Source organism: Acinetobacter sp. TTH0-4 (genome assembly GCF_015602665.1).
GTDB classification, from domain to species: Bacteria; Pseudomonadota; Gammaproteobacteria; order Pseudomonadales; family Moraxellaceae; genus Acinetobacter; species Acinetobacter albensis.
Genome location: NZ_CP059079.1, coordinates 913,911 through 926,840 on the forward strand (window position 1 = coordinate 913,911; position 12,930 = coordinate 926,840).

Sequence of the window (12,930 nt, forward strand, 5' to 3'; positions counted from 1 at the left end):
CAGAAGGATAAAATCATGAGTATTTTAGTTATCGCTGAGCACGACAATAAAGCACTAAATGGTGCAACTTTAAACGTTGTTGCTGCAGCTCAAAAAATCGGTGGTGATATCACTGTATTGGTTGCAGGTTCTGGCGCACAAGCAGTTGTCGACCAAGCAGCTCAAGTTTCGGGTGTAAGCAAAGTATTACTTGCTGACAACGCTGTTTATGCACAACAATTGGCTGAAAATGTGGCGGCTTTAGTGGCTGACTTGGGTAAAGGCTATAGCCATATCCTTGCTGCATCAACGTCAAATGGTAAAAACGTACTTCCACGTGCTGCTGCACTGTTAGACGTCAGCATGATTTCTGACATCATCGCGATTGAAAGTCCTAAAACTTTTAAACGCCCAATCTATGCGGGTAACGCAATTGCAACTGTAGAATCATCTGAATCTATCGTGGTTGCAACTGTTCGTGGTACTGCATTTGATCCTGTTGCTACGACTGGTGGTTCTGCGGTTGTTGAAGCAGTAAGCGATGTTCAAGATGCAGGCATTTCTAAGTTTATTTCTGAAGAAATCGTGAAATCTGAACGTCCAGAATTAACTGCTGCACGTATTGTAGTTTCTGGTGGTCGTGGTGTAGGTTCAGGTGAAAACTATCACACTGTACTTGATCCATTAGCTGACAAGCTGGGTGCTGCTCAAGGTGCTTCACGTGCTGCGGTGGATGCTGGTTTCGTACCAAACGATATGCAAGTCGGTCAAACAGGCAAGATTGTTGCACCAGATCTATATATCGCAGTTGGTATTTCTGGCGCAATTCAGCATTTGGCGGGTATGAAAGATTCTAAAGTGATCGTGGCGATCAACAAAGATGAAGAAGCACCAATCAATGCAGTCGCTGATTACTGGTTAGTTGGCGATTTAAATACTGTAGTACCTGAATTGGTTTCTAAAATCTAATTTCTGAATCAGGTTCAAAAAACACCTCTTGGTCTTTGTACTTAAGAGGTGTTTTTTATTGTCCATTATTTTTAAATATTATTTATTTTTAAATATTAGATCTCTTGCGAAAGTCATTATTGCAAGTTTATCCGGTTTACGAGTGCAGCAATTAAGTTAATGCGTAAACCGAATCTTTTCCGTCTATTTCGATAGCGTTCACTTAATATTCTAAATGTTTTCAATTGACTATTAATGTGTTCGATCACAACTCGTATTTTCCCAATCATTTTATTGTACTTTTTCTCAATATCAAATAAGGGTAAATTCTTCTTTTTCTTTATTGGCATCAATAATTTAAAGCCATCTTGCTCTAATCCGTAGTACCCTAAATCGGTCATAACATATTCACAATGTTTGAATTTCTTAACCGTTTTTCTTGCCAATTTAATATCATGCTGACTGCCATTCGATATATCTAGCCCTATGATTTGTTTGCTGTTCGGATGATAGATCACTTGTGCTTTTAGCGTATGTTTCTTCTTTTTACCACTGTAGAACTTACTCTGATTTTTTTTTCGGGCGTTCTATTGAACATTCTGTCGCATCAATAATTACCCAGTTAAATTGTTCGTCTGCTGTGGTAATGCTTCGTTTTGGCAGGGTAAAACGTCTTGATTTCATTAATGCATCTTCAACCTTTTTAATGGTTCGATTCACATTACTTTCAGCGATATGGTAATTTGCCGCTAATTCCAGTTGAGTGCTGTAGTTCCATAAGTAATTCAGAGTTAATAACAACTGATCCTCTATATCTAAAGTATGAGGACGACCTGGTTTCTTTTTGAGTGATTCTGCTTCTTTTAAAACTTCGACCATTTCACTAAAAACTGCTCGAGGTACACCAACCAAGCGCTGGAATTCAGAATCTGAAAAACGATTTAATTTCTGATATTTCATGAAATCTATATTGAGGCAGTTTTTACTTTCGCAAGAGGTCTAATATTCTAAATGTTTTCAATTGACTATTAATGTGTTCGATCACAACTCGTATTTTCCCAATCATTTTATTGTACTTTTTCTCAATATCAAATAAGGGTAAATTCTTCTTTTTCTTTATTGGCATCAATAATTTAAAGCCATCTTGCTCTAATCCGTAGTACCCTAAATCGGTCATAACATATTCACAATGTTTGAATTTCTTAACCGTTTTTCTTGCCAATTTAATATCATGCTGACTGCCATTCGATATATCTAGCCCTATGATTTGTTTGCTGTTCGGATGATAGATCACTTGTGCTTTTAGCGTATGTTTCTTCTTTTTACCACTGTAGAACTTACTCTGATTTTTTTTTCGGGCGTTCTATTGAACATTCTGTCGCATCAATAATTACCCAGTTAAATTGTTCGTCTGCTGTGGTAATGCTTCGTTTTGGCAGGGTAAAACGTCTTGATTTCATTAATGCATCTTCAACCTTTTTAATGGTTCGATTCACATTACTTTCAGCGATATGGTAATTTGCCGCTAATTCCAGTTGAGTGCTGTAGTTCCATAAGTAATTCAGAGTTAATAACAACTGATCCTCTATATCTAAAGTATGAGGACGACCTGGTTTCTTTTTGAGTGATTCTGCTTCTTTTAAAACTTCGACCATTTCACTAAAAACTGCTCGAGGTACACCAACCAAGCGCTGGAATTCAGAATCTGAAAAACGATTTAATTTCTGATATTTCATGAAATCTATATTGAGGCAGTTTTTACTTTCGCAAGAGGTCTATTTATGAGATAAATTAAAATAAATAAAAACTTTAAATAAGAAAATAAATGTCAGGCTTGCAGCAAGCTGAAAAAAATATGATTTTTAATGATCCTTTATTTCAGCGTATTTTTATTTTTATTATTGGTTTGATTATCTTTTTCCTAAATGTGGGGGGCTTGGTCTATTGCATCCAGTTGAGTCTATCTTTTTGGCTAGTAATTGTTTTTTTGATATGTGGATGTTTTGCCTATATCGGTATGCTATTTATGTTGGCAGCGTTCGCCGATAATGAAATACTCAATCGGAGGACAGGCTGGCTATTTGAAGGACCTTCAGCTGATCCCATTGGGCTGGTGATGTATATCTTGTTTATAATTACTGTTGGATTAGTCATCGGTGTCATTGCTTTGATTTTAACGTTTTTGATTAGACTGGTGATGCCATTTCAGAAGTATTGAAGTATTCAAAGTTAAAAATTTATCTATAAAAACCTGAGTTTTTAAGGATCATGCAGAATATAAGAGGTAGATGCATCTTAGGGCTGACTAATTAACAAAGATGAAGAAGCACCAATCAATGCAGTCGCTGATTACTGGTTAGTTGGCGATTTAAATACTGTAGTACCTGAATTGGTTTCTAAAATCTAATTCATTACTGCATATTTAAAAAACGCTCCTAGTTTCTAGGGGCGTTTTTAGTTTTATAATTGCTTATTTTTCAAATGATTTTTAATTCTTCTTAGCATATTTAATTTTCAATATGATTGATAAATTTTTAATCATGTCTAAGTCGATTTAAAGTGAGCTTCTTATTCGCTGCAATAGATCTAAAGTATGTATTCTAAAATTTAAATTAGGATCAAGCGAGAGCATGAATTTACATAAATAATCGACAATTAAAATGGATAAAAAAAGAATCCATAAATTGTAGAAAATTAACAAGATTAACCACACTTACAAGAGACAAAAATAAGAGAATTTATGATACAATTTACGGCTGTATTTTAGATTTTAGCTCAACAAATTTTGGGTTAATTTTTTGCTAGATTGATTATATAAAACGAACAACTTCGAGTTGTTTGTAATAAGGAGTATGCATGAGCGTATCGGAAATCCGACCGATTGCCATTGAGGATGAACTCAAAAGCTCATATCTCGACTATGCCATGAGTGTAATTGTTTCTCGGGCATTACCAGATGTGAGAGATGGCTTAAAACCTGTTCATCGTCGTGTGCTTTTCGCTATGCACGAGTTAGGCAACGACTACAACAAAGCTTATAAAAAGTCTGCCCGTGTGGTGGGTGACGTGATCGGTAAATATCACCCGCATGGTGATTCAGCTGTTTATGAAACCATCGTACGTATGGCCCAAGATTTTAGCTTGCGTTATCAATTGGTCGATGGTCAGGGTAACTTTGGTTCTGTCGATGGCGACAGCGCAGCAGCAATGCGTTATACCGAAGTGCGGATGCGTAAACTGACTCATGAACTTTTAGCTGATCTAGAAAAAGATACGGTTGAATGGGAAGATAACTACGATGGCTCTGAGCGAATTCCTCAGGTGATGCCAACGCGTGTTCCCAACTTATTGATCAATGGTGTGACGGGTATTGCCGTCGGTATGGCGACCAATATGGCGCCACACAACATGACCGAAGTTGTGAATGCATGTCTTGCTTATGCCAATAATCCAAACATCAGTATTGAAGGCTTGATGGAACATATATCGGGCCCAGATTTTCCTACAGGTGGTATCATTTACGGTAAATCCGGTATTGTTGATGCTTACCGTACTGGTAAAGGTCGTCTTCATATTCGTGGTAAATATCACTTTGAAGAAGATCCTAAAAATGGTCGTACCACGATTGTTTTCACTGAAATTCCGTATCAGGTCAACAAAGCAAGAACCATTGAACGTATTGCGGAGTTAGTTAAAGAGAAAAAACTGGAAGGAATTTCAGAGCTACGTGATGAGTCTGATAAAGACGGCATGCGTATTGCGATTGACTTAAAGCGTGGTGAAAATGCAGAAGTTATTGTCAATAACCTGTTCCAAAACACGCAATTAGAAAATTCTTTCAGTATCAACATGGTGTGCCTAGATAACGGCCAACCGAAGTTGATGAATTTAAAAGATATCATTGCAGCATTTATTCGTCACCGTCAAGAAGTAGTAACACGTCGTACGATGTTCGAACTTCGTAAAGCACGTGAACGTGGTCATATCTTAGAGGGTTTAACGGTTGCTTTAGCCAATATTGATGCAATCATTGAAACCATTAAAACCTCTGCCAATCCTGCTGAGGCGCGTGAGCGATTACAGGCTGGTGAATGGTCGGCTGGCGGTGTCGTTGCATTACTGGAAAAAGCGGGTTCAGTTTCTGTTCGTCCAGAAATTATTGAAGGGGAAGATCTGTCTAAACCTTATGGTTTTGATGGAGGTATTTATCGTCTTTCGCCTGTTCAAGTCGGTGCAATTTTAGAATTACGTTTACATCGTTTAACGGGTCTAGAACAAGATAAATTACATGCTGAATATTCTGAAATTTTGGCTCAAATTGCTGAACTTACCGCAATTTTAAATGACTTTAATTTGTTGATGAATGTGATTCGTGAAGAGTTGGCGCTTATCATTCAGCAATATGGTGATGGACGTAAAACATCAATTGTTGAATCTCGTATCGATTTCTCTCGTGAAGATTTAATTCCTGAAGAGCAAATGGTTCTCACTGTTTCAAAAACAGGATATGCGAAAACACAACCACTTTCTGATTATGCTGCTCAGCGTCGTGGTGGTCGTGGTAAATCTGCGACTTCAATGAAAGAAGATGATTACATTCAACATCTGATTGTGACGTCAAACCATGCCACTGTTCTATGTTTTACCAATGTCGGTAAAGTCTATCGCTTGAAAGTGTATGATGTGCCACAAGCATCACGTGGTGCAAAAGGTCGCCCAATGGTGAACTTGTTGCCATTGGATGCGAATGAAACGATTACTGCAATTTTGCCTGTGATTGATGCGCCGAAGAAATTTAAAGATCGTTTAGCCGATTTCCAAGCATTTGTGAAAGCCAATAAAGTCAAACTGCTAGAAAATGAAATTATTAATGGTCATTTTGTAGAGCTAGAAGCTGCTTTAGCTGAACTCGAAGATGGCGCAAATGATATATCAGATGCGTTACGTATCCAATTAAAACAATTGGGTATTGAGTTATCTACTCATGATTTAGATGATGACATCATGGCTGACTTTGCACAGCAAGCTGAAGCAGTGCGTAAAAACTTCTATGTGTTTATGGCGACCGAGTACGGTACGATTAAACGTGTAGAGCTTGAGCAATTCTCGAATGTTCGTTCAAATGGTTTACGTGCGATTGAGTTGAATGGCGACGATACCTTAATTGGTGTAGCCATTACCGATGGTGAACAGCAAATCATGTTGTTCTCAAATGAAGGTAAAGCAATTCGCTTCGCAGAAACTGATGTTCGTTCAATGGGTCGTTCTGCCAAAGGTGTACGCGGTATGCGCGTGACTATCGGTGCAGCTGCGCTGCTTGAAGATGCAGAAACTGAGGTAGATTCAGATGATGAAGATACTTCAGATTCGGCATTCATCAGCCGTATCGTTTCATTGGTGGTTGTGCCAGAAACTGGCGAAGTGCTTTGTGCATGTGCCAACGGTTATGGTAAACGTACGCCAGTCGGCGAATTCCCAACCAAAAAACGTGGTGGTAAAGGTGTAATCGCCATTAAAACCTCTGAACGTAATGGTGAATTGGTCGGTGCAGTATCTATTGATGAAAGCAAAGAACTGATGTTGATTTCTGATGGTGGTACGATGGTTCGTACACGTGCTTCTGAAGTTGCAACCACTGGACGTAATGCACAAGGTGTTCGTCTGATTCGTTTAGGTCAGGAAGAAATTCTGGTTGGGGTTGTTTCTGTAGAAGCCGTTGAAGAAGAAGAGTTTATTGAAGCAGTTGACGGCGAAGAAGTCATTGCCTCTGAAGCTTTAATTGATTCTGAAACTTTGGTTGATAATGAGACGGTTGCTGATAAAACTGAGTCTGAAGCAGATTTAAATACGTCTGAAAAAGAGTAAGTTTTGGTTTAAAAAAAGAGCGCTTAAGCGCTCTTTTTTTATATTTGTAATATATTGAAATAATTGACTAATATTTAAATGATATATCATTGTTTGAATATCTTGTATTTAAAAATAAGTTAGATAACAATAGATTATATTAATTATGCTGTTACTAGTTTATGGTAAATAATCTAAAAAATATTAGAGTCTTTTTGTCATCTCCATCAGATGTGCAATTTGAAAGAAATAAAGTTTTTAAAGTAGCTAATGAATTAAATAATAATATGTCTCATGCTTTGGGGAGAAGAGTGGAAATAGTTGGTTGGGAAGATGTAACCCCATCAATTTCTAGTTATGCACAAAATGTAATTAATGAGCAGGTTGGTGATTATGATATTTTTATTGGTATTTTATCAATACGATTTGGCACTGCAACTCCCAAAGCTGGTTCAGGAACAGAAGAAGAATTCAATCTTGCATATGATAGATATAAACAAGGGAAGTTAGCTGATATTTGTTTCTTTTTTGAAACTGATGGTTTTACAGCGAATGATATAGATATTGAGCAATTTACTTTAGTCAAAGAATTTAAAAGGAAAATTTCTGAAATTGGTTGCTATAGGTCAGACGTTAAAGAAGATGATTTTGAGAATAATATTAGAAATTTACTAACAACTATATTAATAGATTGGGACAGAATCTCTAATCGACACCTATCAGATGAATCTAAGATGAATGTTCCATCACAACTCGATAGTATTGATGAAGATATTGGATATTATGATGCAATATTTAGTGCTACTGAAGAATTGGAAAAAAGTAATTTGATCACAAATGAAAATACTAAAGCAGCGCAGAACTTTAATAATGCAATGATAAGTGTAAAAAGTAAGTTAGATAGTGCTCTTAGTGATAGAGAAAGGAATCAAATAATTAACGATTTTAGTATAGATATAAATCTATTTAATGAAATCATCGAAAATAATATTGGGACCCAAAATAGTCATATCATTCAATCAATGAGTTTTTTGGATGTAGCTTCAAAAATTTATGTGGAAGATTTTAACTATACAGCGCAAGATATAAAAAATATGCTTCATTCATTATTAGAATATTGTAAAATTACTAAAAATAGTATTCCTGCTATGGAAAAATTTAAAGAAAGTATTACAAAGTTTCCTCGTGCGACAACAAAATTGAATAAATCAAAAAAAGAGTTAATTTTGAATCTGGATAAAATGATTGGTCATCAAAATCAATCAGTAAGACTTTTACAAAGTTCTTATAATAAATTAAAAGAGTTATTATGAATCAAAAAAAAGGAAGCCGAAGCTTCCTTTTTTGATTTGATTAATTAAGCAGCTTCTTTCATTTCAACTTGATATTCTTTTTGTTTTTCAGCATCAAATTGACCTTCCCATTTACTAATTACAAGAACAGCCAAAGAGTTACCAATCACATTCAGTACAGTACGTGCCATATCTAAAATACGATCAATACCTGCAATAAAGGCTAAACCTTCCAACGGAATACCGACACTTCCTAATGTTGCCAATAACACAACAAAAGAAACACCTGGAACACCTGCAATTCCTTTAGAGGTAATCATTAAGGTTAAAACCAAAACCAGTTGTTGTGTCAAACTTAAATCGATACCGTAAAGTTGCGCAATGAAAATAGCCGCAATACTTTGGTAAAGTGTTGAACCGTCTAAGTTAAATGAATAACCAATTGGAATAACAAAACTCGTAATCGATTTAGGAGCACCATAGGCTTCCATTTTTTCCATGATACGAGGTAAAACGGCTTCAGAACTTGCAGTTGAGTAAGCTAAAATAAGCTCATCTTTAAGAATTTTAATCAATTCCCAAATATTGAAACCACAGAATTTGGCAACAAAACCTAAAATGACGAAAATAAAGAATAAAATAGCACCGTATACCAAAAGTGCCAATTTAACCAAAGGTAGTAAAGAGCTAAAGCCAAAAGTCGCAACCGTTGCTGCAATCAGACCAAATACACCAAATGGTGCAAAAAGCATGATCATATGAGTCACTTTAAACATGGCTTGAGAAACAGCATTCAGTACATCGAGTAAAGGTTTTTTAGTTTCATGTGCTAATGAACCCAAACCTACACCAAAAATGACACAAAAGAAGATAATCGGCAGCATATGACCATCAGTCAACGAGCCAAAAATATTGGAGGGAATAACCGATAAAATCGTATTGACTAGACCATGTGCATGGCTACTGACTTCTTGTGAGGTCTCTTGATATTGGGAAATATCTGCTTGTGTTAAAGCTGACATATCAATACCAGCACCTGGCTGGAAAATATTAGCGGCAACTAAACCCACAACAATTGCAACAGTAGTAATAATTTCAAAATAAACAATGGTTTTAAAACCCAGTTTACCGATGTTTTGACCATGACTTGTATTGGCAATACCTAAAATCAGCATGGACACTACAAGTGGAACCACGATCATTTTAATTAACGTAATAAAAATTGCACCCAATGGGCGAAGAAAATTATTAATCAATACATCACGGTATTCGGGAGAGTAGTGTAAAAAAGAGCCTACAAGTACACCTAAAATGAGTGCAATTACGATTTGCCATGCAAGGCTTATCTTAATTTTCTTCATGTTAATCCCTTAAAATCAGATATTTAGTAAATAAAAAGCTGTAATAACGCTGTCAATTTCATGGCGACATGTTAATGGGAGCATGGGGAGGAGTATAAATATATACTCTGGGAGTATGGAAAAAACGCTATTTTGCATTGATAACTGCATACAATCTAACTTTTTCTATTTGATCATGGTTCAATTGATCAAAAATATTTCAGTTTTAGTTGAATATTCGATCTATTTATTTAGTTTTATTTATTAATCTTATCAGGAGTGCGCAAATTTTAATTTTTGGGGTTTTGCGTTAACCTAAAATATGACCAAATTAAAAGGATTGCTGCCATTGTTGATAAATAAATCATTTTAGGAATGACGATTTGTAGAGGTACACCCATTTGGTTGAGTTGAATAAACATTTGTATCCCTTGAGTTGAAGGAAGCAGATTGCCTAACCATTGAATCCATTCAGGCATGGCTGCATGTGGCCACGCAGTTCCTGAAAGTAAAAATAAAGGAATAGAGGTAAATACAAAGACATGGCCTGCGCGTTCAGGTAAATCTAAAAAAGAGGCAAACAGCATGCTCAGACCAATCACACTGCTGATGAAAATAGGAACACCGAGTAACATACCCCAAAAATTTCCACCATGTGGATAATCATATAACCAGAAAGTAAACCCAAATAAATAGAAACAACCTAAACAGCCAATTGTTAAAATCGAGCTAAATATCGCAAAAAACTCCATTTTGTTCGGACGCCAATGCTGTATACGATATCCCGCAAGTAGCATGCCTAAGCCTAATAAAATGGTTTGGTGAACAATGAGAGGTGCAATAGCAGGAAAAACATAACTGCCATAACCTGATAGAGTGTTAAATAAAGGAATTTGATGAATAGAAAGTGCAAGGTTAAAATGTGAGATCTGTCCAAACTTTTCTGCTTGTTGCGCAACAGCATGTTCAATTGAGCTTGCTAGTCCTAAACCTATTTGCTTAGTTTTTAAAAAATTTGCTGCACTTAAATATAAACCCACGCCACCAATCTCTCCACGTCGTATGCTATTCGTCAGATTGTTTGGTAAAAGCAAGATACCATCAGCCTGTTGATTTTTGATCATCATTTCAGCTTCAGCAAAATTACCCGTAACTGCCTTAATTTTAACGTTTGGGCTGTTCGACACTTGAGTAATAATATGAGAACTTATCAGGCTTTGTTCTTCATCTACAATGACGATAGGCAGAGACTCTGCATGTTCAGCTTTATAAGCTGTTGGATAAAAAAAACTATATAAAAAAATTGATAAAACCAAAGTGGTAAAAATTGAGCTATTACCCAGAATATCTTTAAATGTTTTGAGATAAACATGCAGGAATTTTTTGAAATTATTTTTCACGTCAATTTTTCCTTGAGATTTTTTTTAAGGAAGAAACAAGCACAAGCAAAATAAATGATGGTGTAAAAAAATAAAATGCCAAGCGGTAACAGTGAAACAGTGATTGGACTGCCAATGACCCATTGTTCGATTTGTAATTTTGCATACGGCGTATAAGGAATAATATTGGCCCAAAACTGTGTAAAGAGTGGGGCATTGTTAAGTGGTAGAGTAACTCCAGCAAAACTTAAAGACGAACCACCATAAATTGCAATAAAACCAAACGATTTAGCCAAGTTTCGTGTAGCTAACACAACGGTACTGCTCATAAATGCATAAGCACTGTATAATAAAAATTGACCGAGTAAGATGCTCCATAATTGACCTGCGACAAACCAACCGCGAATCTCAATTAACCAGAACATCCACAGCCATGTCCACACTGTAAAAATCAAAACATAAGTTATATTTTTGGAGAACAAAGCTTTAAGAATATTTTGCTGATTGAGCCATTGTTCTGTGGTATCAAATTTTAATTCTTGTCCGACTGAAAAAGCTACACAACAACACAAGAGTAAATGCAGAATTGCCAAAATCATAAACGGTTCAAGATAAAACTCATAACTTAAACTGGGATTGTACAAAGTAGAAATTTTAACATTTGGGGTAGGTACATCTAGATAAGGAATTCTATTTTCTAAATAACTTTGTCCACTAAATTCGGCAATGGCTTGCAAAGTACTGACCAACATGGCAGAGGATATGGTATTGCCTACACTAAAATAACTTTGGTTAAAAGCAATACTGATCTCTGCATCTTTGGCCTGTACCAGTCGTTGTTCTGCACCTGCAGGGATGAAAATATAACCCCAAATTTTAGTTTGATTAATGAGGCTTTCTACTTCCTCAGGGTTTTGGGAAATCAATGCTATTTTTAAACTGGAATGATGACTGAGATGCTTTTCAATAGTTCGACTGAGCTCACTTTGATCTTGGTCAATAATCGCGATAGGTAAATGTTCAGCTTTACCCTGATAAAACATACTGCTAAACAATACAATAATAAATAAAGGTGCAAATGTGACTAAACACAAGTCCCATTTATGTGACAGTAAATAACGGAATTCACGCTGTAAGCCAGACCACATTATTTTGACTCTTGAATTTTAAACAAAACACTCATACCGACTTTTAAATCTGCGATGGGCTGGATGGGGACAAGATGAACTTTAAAACTGCGAATATCATAACCACCTGTTTGTCGTGTGGTTTTAATAGTGGCAAATTCACCCTCGGCATCTATATGTTTAATTTTAAAAGTGGCAGCTCTGTTTAATGCGGGAATAAATCCCTGCATAGTTTTGGTTTTGTAGACCTTTGCATACAGGTCTTCACGAATATTTAAGCTTACCCAAGCATCATCATCTTGAATAATACTGACGACAGGTACAGCAGTTGCCACCAATTCAGAGGTTTTCCCGTAGACTTTAGAAACTGTTCCAGAAACGGGAGAGCGTAATTTAGTTTCAGCTTCTAGCGCATTGGCTTCGGCAACGGCAGCTTGTGCAATTTGTACCTGTGCATCAGCAGACGATTTTTGCTGCGGTGTACTGCCACGTTTGGCACGTGCATATTGTTGATAGGCCGCTTCGGTCATTTGACTGGCAGAAGTTGCAGCAGCCTGCAGTTCATCACGACGTTGACGCGAAATAACGCCTTCTTTAAATAAATTTGCGCCGCGCTGATACGTGGTTTTTGCTAAAGCCTGTTGAGCTTTTAGACTCTGCCAGTTGGCATAGAGCGTTTCAATATTTTCTTGTTGTGAACCACGTTCCGCAGTAGATTGCAAAGCGAGAGCAGATTGTAAGGCACCTAAGGCTTGCTGTTTTTTTGCATCAATTTCGGGACTAAATAAGCGCACTAATTCTTGGTTTTTAGATACTTTTTGTCCATCCTGTATATAGATTTCTTCAATTCGACTGGGTACTTTGGTACTGATATGAATCGTTTCAGCTTCAACGCGTCCTTGTAATTCGATTAATGAGGGTTGATAGCTTTTCCATAGACCAAATGCAATTAAGCCTAAAATTAGACATAAAACAATCAATCCGATGGCTTTAATGGCGGATGATTTTTTTTGTCTTGTCT

Annotated in this window: 8 protein-coding genes and 3 pseudogenes; 5 read left to right on the plus strand and 6 right to left on the minus strand. The window is 36.5% G+C overall.

All coding sequences use genetic code 11. The annotated features are described in order from the left end of the window. The first annotated feature begins 15 nt into the window (after positions 1-15). Positions 16-948, plus strand: coding sequence for an electron transfer flavoprotein subunit alpha/FixB family protein (locus tag H0S58_RS04215; protein ID WP_195727242.1), 933 nt, complete (start codon positions 16-18; stop codon positions 946-948). 116 nt (positions 949-1,064) lie between these two features. Here the strand turns inward: H0S58_RS04215 and H0S58_RS04220 are convergent. Together H0S58_RS04220 and H0S58_RS04225 are read right to left on the minus strand one after the other, a co-directional pair. After that, positions 1,065-1,887 (minus strand): IS5 family transposase gene (locus tag H0S58_RS04220; RefSeq protein WP_195727243.1). Its coding sequence is split into 2 segments (ribosomal slippage): positions 1,065-1,505 and positions 1,507-1,887, totalling 822 coding nucleotides; the frame shifts between segments, so codons are not numbered across the junction. Between the two features lie 40 nt (positions 1,888-1,927). Next, a pseudogene (locus H0S58_RS04225) lies at positions 1,928-2,663 on the minus strand (IS5 family transposase); the annotation flags it as partial. An 89-nt stretch (positions 2,664-2,752) separates the two neighbouring features. Here H0S58_RS04225 and H0S58_RS04230 point away from each other — a divergent pair. The 4 genes and pseudogenes from H0S58_RS04230 to H0S58_RS04245 all read left to right on the plus strand — a co-directional run bounded on the left by H0S58_RS04230 (position 2,753) and on the right by H0S58_RS04245 (position 8,084). Continuing rightward, the gene (locus H0S58_RS04230) at positions 2,753-3,145 is read left to right on the plus strand and encodes a hypothetical protein (RefSeq protein ID WP_195727244.1); all 393 of its coding nucleotides are present in this window, start codon (positions 2,753-2,755) and stop codon (positions 3,143-3,145) included. 90 nt (positions 3,146-3,235) lie between these two features. Continuing rightward, positions 3,236-3,334 (plus strand): annotated as a pseudogene (locus tag H0S58_RS04235) (electron transfer flavoprotein subunit alpha/FixB family protein); the annotation flags it as partial. Positions 3,335-3,783: 449 nt separating this feature from the next. Beyond that, positions 3,784-6,792, plus strand: a complete 3,009-nt coding sequence (gyrA, locus tag H0S58_RS04240) for a DNA gyrase subunit A (protein ID WP_195727245.1) — start codon at positions 3,784-3,786, stop codon at positions 6,790-6,792. 194 nt (positions 6,793-6,986) lie between these two features. Beyond that, positions 6,987-8,084, plus strand: a complete 1,098-nt coding sequence (locus H0S58_RS04245; RefSeq protein WP_195727246.1) for a DUF4062 domain-containing protein — start codon at positions 6,987-6,989, stop codon at positions 8,082-8,084. A gap of 44 nt (positions 8,085-8,128) precedes the next feature. On the opposite strand, the gene gltP is transcribed toward H0S58_RS04245, so the two are convergent. From gltP to H0S58_RS04265, 4 genes and pseudogenes are all read right to left on the minus strand, one after another. Then, positions 8,129-9,424: a glutamate/aspartate:proton symporter GltP gene (gene gltP, locus H0S58_RS04250; RefSeq protein WP_053578353.1), complete on the minus strand. Its 1,296-nt coding sequence runs from the start codon at positions 9,422-9,424 to the stop codon at positions 8,129-8,131. Positions 9,425-9,693: 269 nt separating this feature from the next. After that, entirely contained in the window at positions 9,694-10,803 is a 1,110-nt protein-coding gene (locus H0S58_RS04255; RefSeq protein WP_195727247.1) for an ABC transporter permease, read from the minus strand. After that, the gene (locus H0S58_RS04260) at positions 10,800-11,930 is read right to left on the minus strand and encodes an ABC transporter permease (protein WP_195727248.1); all 1,131 of its coding nucleotides are present in this window, start codon (positions 11,928-11,930) and stop codon (positions 10,800-10,802) included. Before H0S58_RS04260 ends, H0S58_RS04255 begins: the two co-directional genes overlap by 4 nt. Next, a pseudogene (locus H0S58_RS04265) lies at positions 11,930-12,916 on the minus strand (HlyD family secretion protein); the annotation flags it as partial. The gene H0S58_RS04260 and the pseudogene H0S58_RS04265, both read right to left, overlap by 1 nt. Positions 12,917-12,930 lie beyond the last annotated feature (14 nt).